Origin of the sequence: Actinophytocola sp. (assembly GCF_036378875.1) — a bacterium.
Lineage (GTDB): Bacteria > Actinomycetota > Actinomycetes > Mycobacteriales > Pseudonocardiaceae > Actinophytocola.
Map to the genome: position 1 here is coordinate 117,371 of NZ_DASUVO010000052.1, position 16,904 is coordinate 134,274.

17 protein-coding genes and 1 pseudogene are annotated in these 16,904 nt (G+C 69.2%); 10 read left to right on the forward strand and 8 right to left on the reverse strand.

The annotated features are described in order from the left end of the window. Positions 1-16: 16 nt before the first annotated feature. Positions 17-1,405 (forward strand): neutral zinc metallopeptidase, encoded by a 1,389-nt coding sequence (locus tag VF106_RS15535; RefSeq protein WP_330840403.1) that lies wholly within the window; start codon positions 17-19, stop codon positions 1,403-1,405. Positions 1,406-1,484: 79 nt separating this feature from the next. Next, complete coding sequence (locus VF106_RS15540; protein ID WP_330840404.1) at positions 1,485-2,963, forward strand: neutral zinc metallopeptidase; 1,479 nt, start codon at positions 1,485-1,487, stop codon at positions 2,961-2,963. A gap of 44 nt (positions 2,964-3,007) precedes the next feature. Here VF106_RS15540 and VF106_RS15545 read toward each other — a convergent pair whose 3' ends face one another. Next, positions 3,008-3,943, reverse strand: a complete 936-nt coding sequence (locus tag VF106_RS15545; RefSeq protein ID WP_330840405.1) for a tetratricopeptide repeat protein — start codon at positions 3,941-3,943, stop codon at positions 3,008-3,010. A 71-nt stretch (positions 3,944-4,014) separates the two neighbouring features. After that, positions 4,015-4,311: an MTH1187 family thiamine-binding protein gene (locus VF106_RS15550; protein WP_330840406.1), complete on the reverse strand. Its 297-nt coding sequence runs from the start codon at positions 4,309-4,311 to the stop codon at positions 4,015-4,017. 70 nt (positions 4,312-4,381) lie between these two features. On the opposite strand from VF106_RS15550, the gene VF106_RS15555 reads away from it, so the two are divergent. Next, entirely contained in the window at positions 4,382-4,885 is a 504-nt protein-coding gene (locus tag VF106_RS15555; protein ID WP_330840407.1) for a MarR family winged helix-turn-helix transcriptional regulator, read from the forward strand. Here VF106_RS15555 and VF106_RS15560 read toward each other — a convergent pair. After that, positions 4,882-5,928, reverse strand: coding sequence for an ABC transporter permease (locus VF106_RS15560; RefSeq protein ID WP_330840408.1), 1,047 nt, complete (start codon positions 5,926-5,928; stop codon positions 4,882-4,884). The genes VF106_RS15555 and VF106_RS15560 overlap by 4 nt on opposite strands. Before the next feature lie 115 nt (positions 5,929-6,043). Continuing rightward, a complete protein-coding gene (locus VF106_RS15565; protein WP_330840409.1) occupies positions 6,044-6,949 on the reverse strand; it encodes an ABC transporter ATP-binding protein in 906 nt (301 codons plus the stop codon). A 131-nt stretch (positions 6,950-7,080) separates the two neighbouring features. Here VF106_RS15565 and VF106_RS15570 point away from each other — a divergent pair, with 131 nt between their 5' ends. From VF106_RS15570 to VF106_RS15580, 3 genes and pseudogenes are all read left to right on the forward strand, one after another. Next, complete coding sequence (locus VF106_RS15570) at positions 7,081-8,055, forward strand: SCO0930 family lipoprotein (protein ID WP_330840410.1); 975 nt, start codon at positions 7,081-7,083, stop codon at positions 8,053-8,055. A gap of 401 nt (positions 8,056-8,456) precedes the next feature. Further along, positions 8,457-8,651 (forward strand): annotated as a pseudogene (locus VF106_RS15575) (LacI family transcriptional regulator); the annotation flags it as partial. 83 nt (positions 8,652-8,734) lie between these two features. Next, positions 8,735-9,754 carry a class I mannose-6-phosphate isomerase gene (locus VF106_RS15580; protein ID WP_330840411.1) on the forward strand — a complete coding sequence of 340 codons (1,020 nt, stop codon included), beginning with the start codon at positions 8,735-8,737 and terminating at the stop codon, positions 9,752-9,754. Between the two features lie 329 nt (positions 9,755-10,083). On the opposite strand, the gene meaB is transcribed toward VF106_RS15580, so the two are convergent. Further along, the gene (gene meaB / locus VF106_RS15585; RefSeq protein WP_330840412.1) at positions 10,084-11,031 is read right to left on the reverse strand and encodes a methylmalonyl Co-A mutase-associated GTPase MeaB; all 948 of its coding nucleotides are present in this window, start codon (positions 11,029-11,031) and stop codon (positions 10,084-10,086) included. Continuing rightward, positions 11,024-12,202, reverse strand: coding sequence for an acetyl-CoA C-acetyltransferase (locus VF106_RS15590; protein WP_330840413.1), 1,179 nt, complete (start codon positions 12,200-12,202; stop codon positions 11,024-11,026). Before VF106_RS15590 ends, meaB begins: the two co-directional genes overlap by 8 nt. 127 nt (positions 12,203-12,329) lie before the next feature. Here VF106_RS15590 and mce point away from each other — a divergent pair, with 127 nt between their 5' ends. Next, positions 12,330-12,767 (forward strand): methylmalonyl-CoA epimerase, encoded by a 438-nt coding sequence (gene mce / locus VF106_RS15595; RefSeq protein WP_330840414.1) that lies wholly within the window; start codon positions 12,330-12,332, stop codon positions 12,765-12,767. Positions 12,768-12,777: 10 nt separating this feature from the next. Here the strand turns inward: mce and VF106_RS15600 are convergent, their stop codons facing one another. After that, positions 12,778-13,371, reverse strand: coding sequence for a TetR/AcrR family transcriptional regulator (locus VF106_RS15600; protein WP_330840415.1), 594 nt, complete (start codon positions 13,369-13,371; stop codon positions 12,778-12,780). A 91-nt stretch (positions 13,372-13,462) separates the two neighbouring features. Beyond that, a complete protein-coding gene (locus VF106_RS15605) occupies positions 13,463-13,840 on the reverse strand; it encodes an SPW repeat protein (RefSeq protein WP_330840416.1) in 378 nt (125 codons plus the stop codon). Between the two features lie 147 nt (positions 13,841-13,987). Between VF106_RS15605 and ccrA the strand changes: the two genes are divergently transcribed. The 3 genes from ccrA to VF106_RS15620 are packed head-to-tail and all read left to right on the forward strand — an operon-like array spanning position 13,988 to position 16,900. Then, entirely contained in the window at positions 13,988-15,319 is a 1,332-nt protein-coding gene (ccrA, locus tag VF106_RS15610; RefSeq protein WP_330840417.1) for a crotonyl-CoA carboxylase/reductase, read from the forward strand. A 46-nt stretch (positions 15,320-15,365) separates the two neighbouring features. Next, the gene (locus VF106_RS15615) at positions 15,366-16,463 is read left to right on the forward strand and encodes a coiled-coil domain-containing protein (RefSeq protein ID WP_330840418.1); all 1,098 of its coding nucleotides are present in this window, start codon (positions 15,366-15,368) and stop codon (positions 16,461-16,463) included. After that, positions 16,460-16,900, forward strand: a complete 441-nt coding sequence (locus VF106_RS15620) for a nucleoside deaminase (RefSeq protein WP_330840419.1) — start codon at positions 16,460-16,462, stop codon at positions 16,898-16,900. Before VF106_RS15615 ends, VF106_RS15620 begins: the two co-directional genes overlap by 4 nt. Positions 16,901-16,904: the final 4 nt, after the last annotated feature.

The following is a 16,904-nucleotide window of genomic DNA, read 5'->3' on the forward strand; positions in this document are numbered from 1 at the left end:
CCGGCACACTGGACACGTGCCAACGCGACCCGCTATCGCCTTGATCGTGCCGGTGCTGCTCGCGCTCGCCGCCTGTACCACCACGATCGCAGGCACACCGACGAACGGCGACTCCGTGGTGTCCGACGACCCGGGAGGCGGTGGGGCGGTCGACCCGTCGTTCGTGAAGAACACCGACGGCAGCGACATCGACCGGCTGGCCGCGACGGTGGTCACCGACGTCCAGCAGTACTGGACCGACACGTTTCCCACCGCGTTCGACAAGCAGTGGACCGACCTGGAGGGCGGTTTCTACTCGGTCGACACGGCCGACGACGACGCGAAGGCGCCGCCCTGCGCACGACGGGCGTCGGACGTCGAGGGCAACGCGTTCTACTGCCCGACCGAGGACGTCATCGCGTGGGACCGGGCCGCGCTGCTGCCCGTGCTGAAGGAGAAGTTCGGCGAGGCCGCGGTGATGTTCGTGCTGGCCCACGAGATGGGGCACGCCGTGCAGCGGCGGACCGGTCTGACCGTCGCCAAGCAGCAGGCCAACCCCGAGGACTACCCGACGATCCTCGTCGAGGCCCAGGCGGACTGCTACGCGGGTTCGTTCGTGCGCTGGGTCGCCGACCGCAGGGCCAGCCACCTGAAGGTCTCCAAGGACCGGCTGGACACGGCCATGGAGGCACTGGTCATGTTCCGCGACCCGGTCGGCACCACACAGACCGACGAGGACGCCCACGGCGACGCGTTCGACCGCGTCGGCGCGTTCCAGGACGGCTTCAACGAGGGCGTCGACCTGTGCAAGGCCATGAGCATGGAGAACCGCACGTTCACCCAGCGCGGGTTCCTGAGCCTCGACGACCAGGCGAGCGGCGGCAACCTGGAGTTCGACACGCTGCTGTCGACCGTGCAGGAGGACCTCGAGCTGTCCTACAGCGGCATGGTGACGAACCTCGGCAAGCAGTGGACCACGCCGACGGTCCGCACCAGCGACACGTCGCCGGAGTGCGTGAAAACCGACCAGGGCCCGATCGCGTACTGCCAGGAGACCAACGAGATCGACGTGGCCACCGGCGGCGAGCTGCCCACGCTGCACGTCGAGATCGGCGACTTCGCGACCGGCACGATCATGGCGTCGCGCTACAGCATGGCCGCGCTCGCGGCGCTGGGCAAACCGCTGGAAGGCGAGGAGACGCAGCGGGCGCTGCTGTGCGTCACCGGCGCGTACACGGGCTCGCTGCTCAACCGCCGGCAAGGCTTCCTGCTGTCCCCCGGCGACCTCGACGAGTCCATCCAGGTGCTGCTGCGCTACGACTACGTCGGCCGTGACCTGGCCGGGAAGGCCGTCGCGACCGGGTTCGACCGCGTCTCGCTGTTCCGCACGGGCGTACTACAGGGCGTCGAAGCCTGCGAGTTGTAACCACGTGGTTCCCCGTACGTGCGGCTTATCGGCCCAGTAGTGTGCCCTTCGACCAACGGTTCGTGAACGGGGAGCGGCTGTGCGAGTGCAGTGGGTGCGTGTAGGCCTCACCCTCGCCGCGGTAGCGGTGATGGTGGCGCAGGTCGGGGGGTGTGGTCAGACGAAGGTTGCCGGGCAACCGTCCGTCATGGGCGACATCGACACCACCGACGCGGGCGGGGAGGAGGTGACCGACGGGCCGACCGGCCCTCGCGACGGCGTGCCGAACGCCGACCTGGCGGTCGAGAACGGCGACGGCGGCGACATGGACCGGCTGGCACTGAACGCGGTCGCCGACCTGTACGAGTACTGGGGCAAGCAGATGCCCGGCGAGTTCAACGAGGACTTCCAGAAGATCCAGCGTCTGGTGTCGTACGACTCGCGGCGGGACGACCTGACGCTCTGCGGTGCGAGCACCCGGGAGTTCGTCAACGCCTTCTACTGCGGTGGCGGCGGCGAGGACCTGATCGCGTGGGACCGCGGTGTGCTGCTGCCCTCCCTGAGCGAGATGTTCGGCCCGATGTCCGTGGTCGGTGTGCTGGCCCACGAGATGGGGCACGCCGTGCAGTTCCGGCTCGGTGCGAAGAGCAACATGAGCCAGTCGACCCCGACGATCGTGCGTGAGCAGCAGGCCGACTGCTACATGGGCAACTTCATGCGCTGGGTCGTCAAAGGCAATTCCAAGCACTTCCAGCTCAACACCGGCAAGGGCCTGAACGACATCCTCGCGACCGTGTTCTTCATCCGCGACCCGGCGGGCCTCGACTCCAAGACCGAGGGCGCGCACGGCCTCGCGTTCGACCGCGTGTACGCGTTCCAGGAAGGGTTCAGCACCGAGGACCCGAAGCGCTGCGCCGCCATGGACGTCGAGGAGATCGACAACCGCATCGAGGAGAAGGAGCGCAGCGAGGGCGACGAGGCGGACAAGGGCGAGGCGCCCCTGGACGACAATGTGCTCGGCCTCCTGCAGGAGAGCCTGGACGAGGCGTTCAAGGACAACAACGCCGAGCAGCCGGAGATCACGGTGAACGGCGGGAAGTGTGAGAAGGGCAAGTCCACGTCGCCCGTCTCGTACTGCCCGGACGAGAACATCGTCGGCATCGACCTCGACAAGCTGAAGCAGATCGCGCAGCCGCCGAAGGATGGCGTCCAGCCGGGGGCCGACGGCGCCGGGATCGGCGACTTCGCGGCCATGGCCGAGATCGCGTCCCGCTACTCGCTGGCGATCCAGAAGCAGGTCGGCTTCCCTCTCGACGACGAGAACGCAGGCCTGCGCACCGCGTGTCTCACCGGCGCGTGGACCGAGTCCACGATCGACGAGGACCCGAACTCACCGGACGGCAAGCTGCACCTGGCGGTCGGTGACCTCGACGAGGCGGTGGCCGAGTTGCTGCAGGACGACAGCCTGATCGCGGCCGACATCAACGGAGACCAGGTCCCGTCCGGTTTCGCGCGGGTGGAGGCGTTCCGCATGGGCTACGCCGACGGCGACACCGCCTGCATGGAGGAGTTCGTCTGACAGGCCCGAGGGCCCCCTTCTCGAAGGGGGCCCTCGGTGTCAGCTCAGAAGAGTGCGCTCGCCAGGTCGCGGCGGGCCTTCGCCACCAGCGGGTCCTCGGGGGAGAACAGGCCGAACAGCTCCACCAGGTGGGTCCGGGCCTTGTCGCGGTCCGTGCCCGACGTCCTGCGGATCACGTCCAGCAGCCGCGCGAACGCCTTCTCGATGTCCTGGCCCGCGAGTTCGACGTCCGCGGCCGACAGCTGCGCGTCGATGTCGTCCGGGGACGTGTCGGCGCGAACGACCACCGACGGGTCGGCCGCCTCCGCCCGTGCCATGAACTTCACCTGCGCGAGCGCTGCCTTGGCCTGCTCGTTGGCCGGCTCCTCGGCGAGGATCTTCTGGTACGCCGCTGCCGCGCCTTCCAGGTCACCCTGCTCGAAGGCGTCCTCCGCGGCGACGAACCGGGGGTCCTCCGGCTCCGGCAAAGGCTCACCACCGTCGCCGCCCTGCTCGGCGGCCCGGATGCCCGGGAGCTTGTCGCGCAGCGCGTCGAGCAGCGCCGACAGCCACTGCTTGATCTGCGGCTCCGGCTGGGCGCCGGCGAACGCCTCCACCGGCTGCCCACCGGCGATGGCGACGACCGTGGGGATCGACTGGACACCGAAGAGCTGGGCGATGCGCGGGTTGGCGTCGACGTCCACCTTCGCGAGGATCCACGCGCCGTTGGCCGCGTTCGCGAGGCGTTCCAGCACCGGGGACAGCTGTTTGCACGGCCCGCACCACTCGGCCCACAGGTCGACGATCACCGGCACCTGCAGGGACCGCTCGACCACCTCGGCCTGGAACGTCGCCTCGGTCACCTCGATGATGAACGGACCGCCGGGCGCGGGAACGGCACCGTCAGGGGACGCGGGCACGGGTGCCTGCGCCTTGCTGGCCGCCTCGGCGCGGGCCTTCAGGGCGGACAGGTCCACCGCCCCGGAAAGGGCGGCCGACATGGCCGCTGTTTGACGTGGGTCTGGCCTTGTCACCTGTCCATCCTGGCACGTCCCCACTTCGACGTGTCGGGCTACTCCGAGAGTTGCGCCTCGATCCTCGCGACCTTCGCATGCAGTTGGTTCGTGTGACCCGGTCGGATGTCGGCCTTCAGCACCAGCGACACGCGGGGCGCCCTGGCCGCGATGACGTCGACGGCCTGCTTGACCACGGCCATCACCTCGTCCCACTCGCCCTCGACGTTGGTGAACATCGCGTTCGTCTCGCACGGCAGCCCGGACTCGCGGACCACGCGCACCGCCTCCGCGACCGCCGTGCCCACGCTGTCCGACTCGCCACCCGACGGGGCCACGCTGAATGCCACTAACACGCCGACTCCTCTCACTCGACACAAGCTGCGAGGGCACACCTACCGGTACCGGCTGGTAACTTCAAGCGCCATGAGCCAGCGCGCTTTGCCGTTCGACCCGATCGCCCGCGCCGCGGAACTATGGGAGAACCAGGTCGGGCCGTCGACCACCATGGCCGCGGTCACGAGCATCATGCGCGTACAGCAGGTGCTGCAGTCCGCTGTGGACTCGGCGCTGCGCCCCCACGGGCTGACCTTCGCCCGTTACGAGGCCCTCGTCCTGCTCACGTTCTCCAAGCGGGGCAGCCTGCCCATGCGGGTCATGGGTGAACGGCTACAGCTGCACCCGACGAGCGTCACCAACATCGTGGACCGTCTGGAGGCGGACGGCCTGGTCAAGCGCCTCCCCCACCCCACGGACCGGCGCACCACGCTGGCGGAGATCACGGTCGCCGGCCGCGAACGCCGGGAGGCAGCGACCAAGGCGGTCACCGAGATCGACTTCGGCCTGCGCGGCCTCACCGAACGTCAGACCGCCCAGCTCACGGAACTGCTGGCCAAGGTACGCAAGGCAGTGGGCGACTTCGAGGACTAGGCGTCCTCCCACTGGAAGACCTTCGCCGCGATCGCGCCCACCACCAGGATGAATCCGGTGAGCACCGCGCACGGCAGCACGAGTGCGCTCGCGCCCTGGCCGCGTACCAGGAAGTCCATGATCCCGTCGTTCATGTGGCGGAGCGGGAAGACCTGCGACACCGTCCGCAGCCACGGCGGCGCCTGGTCGATCGGGAAGAACGTGCCGGACAGGAAGGCCATCGGCAGCACCACGATGTTCGCCGCGCCGGTCGCCGCCTCCTCGGTCTTGCAGAACGCGCCGACCAGCATGCCGATCGCGAAGAACGCGAGGATGCCGAGCAGGAACACCGGGATCGCGAGCCACCACGTGCCGGTCAGCCGGAGCCCGAACACCGGCAGCACCGCGACCCCGATGAACAGCAGGGCCTGCGTGACCGCGATGCCGACGGTCACCACGACCCGTGCTGTGAGGACCGTCGGCACGGACACCGGGGCAAGCCGGATCCGTCGCAGCACCTGCTTCTTGCGCCAGCTCACCAGCGTCAGCGCGGCGCCGAACACGGCCGACACCGCGACGCCCCACGACATGATGCCCGGGGTGAGGTACTGGATCGGCTCGAGCGAGGAGTCCTCGACGTTGCTCGCGTCGATCGTGTACCTGGGCGGCTGACCGGTGTCCTGCTGGTTCACGTGGCTGACCACGCCCTGCACGATGCCGCCGACGACGCTGGCCTGTGTCTGGTCGCTCTGGGCGAACCGGTAGGTGATCCGGTCGCCGTCCTCCGCGACCATCGCCGGCAGGTCGCCCTCCCTGACCTTCGCCACCGCATCGTCGACGGTGTCGAAACGGGTCAGCTCCAGCGCGCCGGTCTGCTCCAGCGCGCTGATCACCGGCCCGTCGCCGACGACGCCGATCTCCGTCCGCGACTCGCCAACGTCACGGAACAGCAGCCCGAACACGACGAGGAACATGAGCGGGAACACGAACGTGAAGAACAGCGTGGCCTTGTCCCGGTAGAAGATCTTCACCATCGCCGTTGCGAGGCTCTTGAACGCGGTCACGCCGACACCTCGCCCGCTCCGCGGCGACGGAACGCTCCGCAGGCTCCGCTCCACCGTCGCCCTCCGCGGTCGAGGTGTCGGCCTGAGCATCGATGGTTCGCTCCGCAAGCTCCGCTCACGCCCTGTACTCCCGTCCAGTCAGTTCGAGGAAGACATCCTCCAGCGTGGCCGTGCGTACCTGCAGGCCGGCCAGCGCGCGACGCTCGGCCAGCGCCGACAGCAGGTCGGCGGGGTTGCGGGTCGTGATGGTGAGCGACAGCTCGTCCTCGCTGACGTCGTCCGCGCCGGGCAGCGCGCCAGCGTCGGCCGTGGTCAGTGAACCGCGTTCGAGGATGACGCGGGTGGGCGCGTCCAGGCCGCGGACCAGCGTGGCCGGCGGGTCGAGCGCGAGGATGCGCCCGTGGTCCATGATCGCGACCCGGTCGCAGAGGATCTCGGCCTCGTCGAGGTAGTGCGTCGTGTACAGGATCGTCTTGCCGCGCTCCTGGATGGCACGCAGGACGTCCCACAGGTTCCGGCGCGCCTGCGGGTCGAGCGCGGCGGTCGGCTCGTCGAGGAACACCACGTCCGGGTCGTGGATCAGTGCGCAGGCGATCGACAGTCGCTGGCGCTGGCCGCCGGACAGCTTGTCCTCGCGGGTGCCCGCCTTGTCGGTGAGCCCGACCAGTTCGAGCATCTCGTCGGCGCGGGCGGCGCTCACCCCGTACATGGCGGCGAACGTCAGGAGCTGCTCGCGCGCGGTCAACTTCTCGAAGAACGCGCTGGCCTGCAGCTGCACGCCGATGCGGGGCAACAGGGCCACGTTGCGTGGCCACGGCGACTCCCCCAGCAGGCGAACCGTGCCGCTGTCCGGTTCGCGCAGGCCTTCGATGATCTCCAGGGTGGTGGTCTTGCCGGCGCCGTTCGGTCCGAGGATGCCGAAGAACTCCCCCTCGGTGACCGTGAACGAGACGCCGTCGACCGCCTTGAGGTCGCCGTAGGACTTCCGGATGTCGGCCACGGCGATGGCGGATTGGCTCACGAATCGGCAATCTAGCCGGTCAGCGGCATCGGGGTGTTGTTGTTGAACCGATATGTGTGGGGATCCGTGTCCATGTCACCGGCCGGCGCGACCAGCGCGCCGGCCACATCGGACAGAAGGGGTGGGACTCCGTGCCGCGTAAGCATCTCGTGTTGCCGGTGTTCGCCGGACTGGCCCTGCTCACGGGGTGCGGCGCCGCGGCAGGCCCGCCCACGAACATCCAGCCGGCCGCACAGCAGAAGCCGGCTCAGGCGGTCTCGGTGAACGCGGCCAGCGTGGCCGGGCTCGGCACCGTGCTGACCGACCAGGGCGGCAAGACCCTGTACATGTTCAATGCGGACGGTACGAACCCGCCGGAGTCCCGGTGTGTCAAGGAATGCGCGGAGATGTGGCCGCCGTTGCTCGCCACGAGTGCCGTGAAGGCGCAGGGGATCGACCCAGCCGTCCTCGGCACGGTCGAGCGGCCGGACGGCCTCACCCAGGTGACGGTCAGCGGCTCCCCGGTGTACACGTACTCCGGGGACACCAAACCTGGCGAGGCGAACGGGCAGGGTCTGCAGAACGCCTGGTACGCGCTGTCCGCGGACGGCCAGCAGATCGCCCCGCCGGGCCAGAAAACCGAAGCGCCGGAAGAGAAACCCGAAGAGTCGCCGGATCAGCAGACCGAGTCCCCGGCGCAGGTCTCCGTGGTGGCAACGAACATCCCCGGCTTCGGCAAGGCGCTGACCGACCAGGACGGCCGGACCCTTTATCTGTTCACCAACGACAAGACCAAGCCGCCTGCGTCGAAGTGCGTGGACGACTGTGCCGAGAAGTGGCCGCCGTTGCTGACGACGGACGAGGACATCGAGCTGGACGGGGTGGACCCGAAGCTCGTCGGCACGGTGACCCGACCGGACGGCACGAAGCAGGTCACCGTGGGCAACTGGCCCGTCTACACCTATGTCGAGGACAAGAAACCGGGCCAGACCAACGGGCACGGCGTCGGCGGCGTGTGGTTCGTGATCGAGGAGGAAGGCTGCAAGTCGACCGCGCCGGTGAAGGCCGCGAAATCGTCGAAGTCGTCCGTTAAGACGTCCGAGGAGGCGGGCGAGGAGGGCTACTGACCCGGGGAAGGGCCCGACCGGACGCTGCCCGGTGCTCCCGCCGCCCAGGGCGAGGCAGCGATTCCGGCCGGTGGAGAAACCTGGTGCGCGCCAGCTACCCGCGGCGGCGCGCACCAGGCCACCAGCCACAACAGACTCTTCTCTGGCGGGCGGCGACCGCTCGGTCGCCGTTCGCCGCTGACCTCGGGTGAGCGGAACGGTCTCCCCGCTCCCCCGAACACCAGCCGTCACTCGACACGACGGCTGGTGAGTCGGCGGACGCCTCCAGCCAGCCCCTGGTGGCGTCCGCCGACTTTTTCCTGACAACCTTGTCGTTGACAACGCCACCGCTGAACTGTCCAATGAGCGGCGCTATGACAACGTTGTCCAACTCTGCCGGACGGCTGCCCCGCCGGTCCACCATGAGCGACGTGGTTCGGCTCGCCGGTGTCAGCATCAAGACCGTGTCCCGAGTGGCCGACCCCTTCTACTCCGGGCCCACCCGCGCCGCGGAGGAGGTTGCGCGCCGGTTCGGCCGGCAGGTACACACGGGTTCGTCTGGTGAGGACGCCGGCCGCGAGCGGGAGCTGGCACTCGGGTTCTGCGCGCGGCGGGTGCCGAGCTGCTGTTCGCCCCGCTTGGACGGCGATCGCCAGCCACCGCGCCAGATCGTGCTGATCGCCCGTGGATCAGGAGAAACATGAACGACGGTCTGCGGCCCGTGCGGCTGCCCGCCAACCAGCCACCCCGTTTCTACGCCGGCGGCGCGGCCATCGCGGCACTCCGCGGTGACGCACCGAAGAAGTTCGGCCCGGAGGACTGGGTGGCGTCCTGCACGACGCTGCACGGCGAGCAGGCGGCCGGCCTCACCACGCTCCCCGACGGCACGCTCCTGCGCGACGCGATCGCCGAGCACGCGGCCAACTGGCTCGGTGACGCGCACGTCGCGGCCTTCGGCGCGGAGCCGGCCCTACTGGTGAAGCTGCTAGACGCCGGGCAGCGACTCCCGGTGCACTGCCACCCGTCCGACGAGTTCGCCGCCACCCACCTCCACTCCCGCTACGGCAAGACCGAGGCGTGGATCATCGTGGGCGCGAACGAGAACTCGACCGTCCACATCGGATTCACCGAGGACCGTAGCGAGGACACGGTGGCCGACTGGGTCGCCCGGCAGGACTCCGCCGCCATGCTGGCCGCGCTGAACACGGTGCGGGTCCGCCCGGGTGACACGGTGTTCGTGCCGGCCGGCGTCCCACACGCGATCGGCGCCGGGGTGTTCATCGTGGAGCTTCAGCAGCCGACGGACCTGTCGGTTCTCCTGGAGTGGCAGGGCTTCGCGGACGACGAAGCGGGCGGCCACCTGGGCATCGGCTTCGACACGGCACTGCGGTGCGTCGACCGGCGCGGCTGGGCGGACCGCCTCGACGAGTTGGTCCGCCGCGACTCCGGCAAGGACCTCTTCGGCCACCCGGAGTTCTTCCGCGCGGAACGGCTCGGCGCGGGCGCGGAACTGGACGCGTCGTTCAGCGTGCTCGTGGTGCTGGACGGCACGGCCGTGCTGCGCACCGAGAAGGCCGGCGAGGTACCACTCGCGAAGGGCGACACCTACGCCGTCCCACACGCGGCCGGCGAGTCCGTTGTGGACGGAGACGTGGCGGCGATCCGCTGCCTGCCACCGGCCACCCCAACCCCGCAACTATACATACGGTCGTCCGTATAGTTTGTCGTCGCCAAGGCGCAGCACCAACACAAACGCGGCTTTGAACGCGCCAAACTATACGGACGACCGTACAGTTTGGCCGCCATCAAGGCGCAGCACCAACGCAAGCACCGTTTGGGCCGCGCGAACTATACGGACGACCGTACAGTTTGTCGTCGTCGACCTGGAGCGCCAACGCGGACGCGGCCTTGAACACGCTAACTGTACGGACGACCGTATAGTTAGTCGTCGCCGAGCTGCAGCCGCCAGCGCGAACACAGCTTTGAACGCGCTAGCTGTACGGACGACCGTATAGTTTTGGGCCGGGCGGGCGCGCGGAAATCGACGCGTCAGAGTCCGGCGGTCAGCTGGTCGGCCGCCGTGTACGGGTCCGCCTCCCCGGCTGCCACCTGCTTCGCGAGCCTCGACAGTGCCTCGCCGCCTCGCACGCCGCTCAGGCGGGCGCGGAGAGCCGTCACCGCGATGGCTTCGATCTCCCGTTCCGCGCGCCGGAGCCGCCGCGCCTCCAGCTCGCCGTGGGCGACCAGCCAGTCATGGTGACTGTCCAGTGCGGCCACCAGGTCGTCGACGCCCTCCCCCGCCGACGCGACCGTCCGCACGATCGGTTGCCGCCAGGACGGTCCGAGCTCACGCCGGCCCAGGGACATCGCGTGGCGTAGGTCCCGCACGGTCTGGTCGGCGCCGTCGCGGTCCGCCTTGTTCACGACGAAGACGTCCGCGATCTCCAGGATGCCCGCCTTCGCGGCCTGGATGCCGTCGCCCATCCCAGGCGCCAGCAGTACGACCGTGGTGTCCGCCAGCGCCACTATGTCTACTTCGGACTGTCCAACCCCGACGGTCTCGACCAGCACCACGTCGAAGCCGGCGGCGTCCAGCACCCGCACCGCCTGCGGGGTCGCCGTCGCCAGCCCGCCGAGCGCGCCCCGGGTGGCCATCGAGCGGATGAACACGCCATCGTCGATCGTGTGGCTGTGCATGCGGATCCGGTCGCCGAGCAGTGCCCCGCCGGAGAACGGCGACGACGGGTCGATCGCCAGCACGCCGACACGCAGGCCACGTGCCCGGAACGCCGACACCAGTACCGACGTGGACGTCGACTTCCCAACGCCGGGCGGGCCGGTCAGCCCGAGCACCCTGGCCCGGCCGGTCAGCGGCGACAGTGCCGCCGCCACCGTCCGGAGCTCCGGGCTGTCGTCCTCGACCAGCGAGATCAACCGCGCGACCGCACGCGCCCGACCGGCACGGGCCTGCTCGATCAGCTCGGACAGGTTAGACACGAAGCAAAAGCGCGTCGCCCTGGCCGCCGCCGCCGCACAGTGCCGCCGCGCCGAGACCGCCGCCGCGACGCTTGAGCTCGTAGGCCAGGTGCACGGCCAGCCGTGCACCGGACGCGCCGATCGGGTGGCCGAGCGCGATGGCGCCGCCGTTGACGTTCACGATGTCGTCGCTGATGCCCAGCTGCTTGGTGGACACCACGCCGACCGCGGCGAACGCCTCGTTGATCTCCACGAGGTCAAGGTCGGCCGACGACAGCCCGGCCTTCGCCAGCGCTGCCTTGATCGCGTTCGACGGCTGCTCGTGCAGGCTCGCGTCCGGCCCCGCCACGACGCCGTGCGCGCCGATCTCGGCCAGCCACGAAAGGCCCAACTCCTCCGCCTTGGCCTTGCTCATCACCACGACCGCCGCCGCGCCGTCGGAGATCTGCGACGACGTGCCCGCGGTGATGGTGCCGTCGGCGGCGAACGCGGCACGCAGCTTGGCGAGCTCCTCGACGGTCGTGGTCGGCCGCACGCCCTCGTCGGTGTCGAAGACGACCGGGTCGCCCTTGCGCTGGGGAATCGTCACGGGCGCGATCTCGTCGGCGAACAGGCCCTTCTCGATGGCAGCGGCCGCGCGCTGGTGCGAGCGGGCGGCGAAGGCGTCCTGCTCCTCGCGCGTCACGCCGTAGCGGACGTTGTGCTTCTCCGTCGAGGCACCCATCGCGACCTGGTCGAAGGCGCAGAACAGACCGTCGTGGGCCATGTGGTCGAGCATGGTGACGTCGCCGTACTTGAAGCCGGAGCGCGACTTCGGCAGCAGGTGCGGCGCCTGCGTCATCGACTCCTGCCCGCCGGCCACCACGATCTCGAACTCGCCGGCGCGGATGAGCTGGTCGGCCAGCGCGATCGCGTCGAGGCCGGACAGGCAGACCTTGTTGATGGTCAAGGCTGGCACGTCCATCGGAATGCCGGCCGCCACCGCGGCCTGGCGTGCCGGGATCTGACCCGCGCCCGCGGTCAGCACCTGCCCCATGATCGTGTACTGGACCTGCTCCGGCGCCACCCCGGCGCGTTCGAGTGCGGCCTTGATGGCGACGCCGCCGAGCTGGGCCGCGGAGAAGTCCTTGAGGGAGCCGAGCAACCGGCCGATGGGGGTGCGTGCCCCGGCGACGATGACGGATCCAGACACAGCGTGCCTCCAAGAATCTCGGGTCAGCACTCGACCTTACCCGTTGGTAGCAAAGTAGGCCCCGTGCTGTGTGAGGACTCGCACAACCGCAGGTCACGGGATCGATCACGCGAAGTATGGTCGGTAGATGGACGCACTGAAGCCTTTCGTCACCGCAATCGACCACGTCGGCGTCGCGGTGCCCGACATGGACGAGGCGATCGCGTTCTACCAGGACACGCTCGGGCTGGAACTGACCCACGTCGAGGTGAACGAGAGCCAGGGCGTACGCGAGGCGATGATGCGAGCTCCGGGAGACACCGGCACGGGCACCGCCGTCCAACTGCTCGCCGCGCTCGGCCCCGACACCACGATCGGCAAGTTCATCGACCGCAAGGGCCCTGGCGTCCAGCAGGTCGCCTACCGCGTCACGGACATCGAGGCGGCCACCAAAGCCCTACGCGCCAAGGGTCTTCGCGTCCTCTACGAGGAGGCGATCATCGGCACGGCCAACAGCAGGGTCAACTTCGTCCACCCGAAGGACACGGGCGGCGTCCTGATCGAGCTGGTGCAACCCGCCGACTGAACGCGGTACCTCATGGGGTGGGCGCAGGGCGGGTGGCCAACGCGTTCGCGATGAAGGTCACCTCGCGGTCCATCGTGTTGTCGGCGTCCGTGTCGGCGTGGCGGGCCATCGAGTGGCGGTAGCTGACCGCGAGCGCGAGCAGCTCCGACGCCGTGTCCACGTCGGCCAACGCCAGTGCGCCCGCGCTCGCCGCCTGGATCACGACCCGGACCTGGTCCACCACCGACTCGAAGCGCGCCTGCAGCGCCTCCTTCACCGACGGGTGCGTGTCCGCCTCCCGCCACAGCAGGTGCGACAGCAGCGTCGACGCACGGTTCCGCGCGTCCAACTCCGCGACCAGCTGGCGCAGTGACGCCGCCACGTCGCCGGGCACGACCACCCGCGACGGCTCGATGTGCGTGTCCGGCAGCCGATCCACCAGAGCGGTCAGCAGGTCCTGCTTCTTCTGGAAGTAGTAGTGCACCAGCCCTTTGGGCACCTTGGCGAGCGCCGCGATCCGAGACGTCGGCGTCGCGTCGAAACCGGACTCGGCGAACAACTCCTCCGCGGCGGCCAGGATGCGCTCCCGTGCGGACGGGTCATCCTTCTTGCCGTTCCTCAGCATCGTGGCCTGCCCTTTCCACGCGAAGGTGCGCGGCCCACGAACGCGACCCGGTGAGGCCACGCGTGGACCGCGCTTGTGGTGTCCGATTCTGTCAGTGCTGGCCAGCCATCCCGGACCGGTGCGCCGCCTGCGCGACCGGCAGTGCCATCGCACCGACGATCACGGTCAACGCGCCGATGATCCAGGAGGACCAGGAAATGGCGCTGAACTCGGTGTACCCGATCACCCATGGCGAGATGAACATGAGCACGCCGAGGACCACCTGGACACCCTCGCCGTAGATCATGCCCGGCATGGCCAGCGAGACCAGACCGTCGATCGCGATGAGCGCGCCGAGCACGATCATCGTCCACATCGCGCCGTCGCTCGTGTCGGTCCAGATGAACGACAGCAGTGCGACGACACCGAGCACGACCTCGGCCCAGTCATGCGGCCGGGTCCACGGCCGGGCTGCTGGTGTTGTTGCCATTCGAGACCACCTCCGTGTCACTGAGAGCCTCACTCTCGATGATGCTCCTTGGTTGGCCGCCCGGTCAAGAATACTGGCTTCCAGTTGAGTGACACCCGTCTCCCCTTGCTTCTTCTGAAACGTTACCGGCCAGTAGCGTGGGCTGGCATGCAGAAGATTCTCGACGCCATTCTTGCTGGTGACCACGTTGAGGTGGGCTCGCTGCCGGTGCCGGAGAGCTACCGCGGCGTGACCGTGCACGCCGACGAGGTCGAGATGTTCGCGGGTCGTGAGCACAGCGCCAAGGACCCCCGCGAGTCGCTGCACGTGGACGAGGTGCCCACGCCGGAGCTGGGGCCAGGCGAGGCGCTCGTGGCCGTGATGGCCAGCGCCATCAACTACAACACGGTGTGGACGTCGATCTTCGAGCCGATGGACACCTTCGGCTTCCTGCGCCGCTACGGCAAAACGTCGCCCCTGGCCAAGCGGCACGACCAGCCCTACCACGTGGTCGGCTCCGACCTGGCCGGCGTCGTGCTGCGCACCGGGCCCGGCGTGAACGCGTGGCAGCCGGGCGACGAGGTCGTCGCGCACTGCCTCAACGTCGAGCTGGAGCACCCGGACGGCCACAACGACACGATGCTCGACCCGGAGCAGCGCATCTGGGGCTTCGAGACGAACTTCGGCGGACTCGCTGAGCTCGCGCTGGTCAAGTCCAACCAGCTGATGCCCAAGCCGGCACACCTGACGTGGGAGGAGGCCGCCTGCCCAGGTCTGGTCAACTCCACCGCGTACCGGCAGCTGGTCTCCCGCAACGGCGCCGGCATGAAGCAGGGCGACACCGTCCTGGTCTGGGGCGCGTCCGGCGGCCTCGGGTCGTACGCCACGCAGTTCGCGCTGAACGGCGGCGCGACGCCGGTGTGCGTGGTGTCCAGCCCGCAGAAGGCGGAGATCTGCCGCAGCATGGGCGCGGAGCTGATCATCGACCGCAACGCCGAGGACTACCGGTTCTGGAAGGACGAGCACACCCAGGACCCCAAGGAATGGAAGCGGTTCGGGGCACGCATTCGTGAGCTCACCGGCGGCGACGACCCCGACATCGTGTTCGAGCACCCCGGCCGGGAGACGTTCGGCGCCAGCGTGTTCGTGGCCAAGCGCGGCGGCACGGTCGTCACGTGCGCGTCGACGAGCGGCTTCCTGCACCAGTACGACAACCGGTACCTGTGGATGAACCTGAAGAACATCATCGGCTCGCACTTCGCGAACTACCGCGAGGCGTGGGAGGCGAACCGCTTGATCGCCAAGGGAAAGATCCACCCAACACTGTCCGGTGTGTACCCGATGGAGCAGACCGGGCAGGCGGCGTACGAGGTGCACATGAACAAACACCAGGGGAAGGTCGGCGTGCTGTGCCTCGCGCCGGAGGAGGGTCTCGGCGTGCGCGACCCCGAGTTGCGAGCGCAACATCTTTCGGCAATCAACCGTTTTCGCGGCGTCTGAACCAACACGCCCCATGCCGTGGAGGCGGGCAAGGTAGCGTGGGGCCATGGCGCTGGGCGAAGAACGTGATCTTGTACCGCTGGGAGCCGGCTTCGATATTGCCAAGCGCGGCTACAACCGGATGCAGGTCGAGGAACACCTCGAACAGTTGGACAGCCAACTGAAGATCCTCGCGGCCGACCGCAACGCGGCGGCTGCGCAGTCGGCTGAGCTGACCGCGCAACTCGAGGTGGCCCGCACCACGATCGACGACCTGAACAAACAGGTCGAGCGGCTCGCACAACCCCCGACGACCATCGAGGGCCTCTCCGAGCGGCTGCAGCGCATGCTGCGGCTGACGCAGGAGGAGTGCGAGGAGATGCGCACCAAGGCCGGCGCCGAGGCCGAACACATCCGTGCGAAGGCCCACGCCGAGGCCGAGGACCTGAAGACCAAGCACGAGGCGAAGATCCGCGAGCTCGACGAGCGCCGCATCGAGATGGAGCGCGAGCACCGCGGCATGCTGGAGAAGGCCCGCGCGGAGGCCGCCGAGATCGTCTCGAAGGCGAAGTCGGAGGCGGAGGCCGTCGAGATCGCCCTGCAGGCGCGGCATCAGCAGGTGGAGGAGGACTTCGAGATCGCGATGGCCTCCCGCCGCACCGAGTCGATGCGTGCGCTGGCCGAGCAGGAGGCCACGTCGAAGTCCGAGGCCGAACGCCGCGTGCGGGAGTCGACGGAGGAGGCCAACCGCCGCCGCCACGACGCGATCACCGAGTCGACCGCGCGCCTGCAGGAGGCCACGACCGAGGCGGAACGCCGCGTCCGCGACGCGACCGACGAGGCCAACCGGCGCATCAACCACGCCGCGCAGCGCGTGGCCGCGCTACGCAAGCTGCGGGCCAAGGTCGCCGAACAGCTCACCTCGGCACGGGAGTTGGTGGTCGACGCGCACGCGTACCTGGAGAACGCGGTGCCGGCCTTCGAACCCCTGCCGGAAGAACTGGCCGACGCGGCAGAGGCCGGCGCGAAGCCCACCCCGGCGCCCCGTGACCGCAACCCGCTGCCGGGTCCGCCGAAGGCGAAGTGGGAAACGGCCGGCGCCCCCGACGAGCCGCCGATCCCGCACAACGTGGCAGACGCGCAGACGAAGCGCATCGCCAGGTGACGACGGCCGACCTGCTCGCGGTGGCCGTCGCGGAGGCCCGCCAGGGCCTCGCCGAAGGCGGCATCCCGATCGGCGCCGCGCTGTTCACCACGGACGGCGAACTACTCGGCAGGGGCCACAACCGCCGCGTACAGGACGGTGACCCGTCCATGCACGCGGAGACGACGGCGTTCCGCAACGCGGGCCGCCGCCGCCACTACCGCGACACGATCATGGTCACGACGCTGTCCCCGTGCTGGTACTGCAGCGGCCTGGTCCGCCAGTTCAACATCCCGCACGTGATCATCGGCGAGTCGACGACCTTCACCGGCGGCCACGACTGGCTGGCGGAGAACGGCGTCCGCATAGAACTACTCGCGGACGACACGTGCGTCACGATGATGAAGGACTTCATCGCCCAGCACCCGGACCTCTGGTACGAGGACATAGGCGAATAACTCG

Excerpts from the sequence above, each read along its gene's own strand:
- mce (WP_330840414.1), top strand. The coding sequence starts at position 12,330 with ATGGACGCACTGAAGCCTTTCGTCACCGCAATCGACCACGTCGGCGTC.
- VF106_RS15605 (WP_330840416.1), bottom strand. The coding sequence starts at position 13,840 with ATGGCAACAACACCAGCAGCCCGGCCGTGGACCCGGCCGCATGACTGG.
- VF106_RS15580 (WP_330840411.1), top strand. The coding sequence starts at position 8,735 with ATGAACGACGGTCTGCGGCCCGTGCGGCTGCCCGCCAACCAGCCACCC.
- VF106_RS15600 (WP_330840415.1), bottom strand. The coding sequence starts at position 13,371 with ATGCTGAGGAACGGCAAGAAGGATGACCCGTCCGCACGGGAGCGCATC.
- VF106_RS15545 (WP_330840405.1), bottom strand. The coding sequence starts at position 3,943 with ATGTCGGCCGCCCTTTCCGGGGCGGTGGACCTGTCCGCCCTGAAGGCC.
- VF106_RS15615 (WP_330840418.1), top strand. The coding sequence starts at position 15,366 with ATGGCGCTGGGCGAAGAACGTGATCTTGTACCGCTGGGAGCCGGCTTC.
- VF106_RS15555 (WP_330840407.1), top strand. The coding sequence starts at position 4,382 with ATGAGCCAGCGCGCTTTGCCGTTCGACCCGATCGCCCGCGCCGCGGAA.
- ccrA (WP_330840417.1), top strand. The coding sequence starts at position 13,988 with ATGCAGAAGATTCTCGACGCCATTCTTGCTGGTGACCACGTTGAGGTG.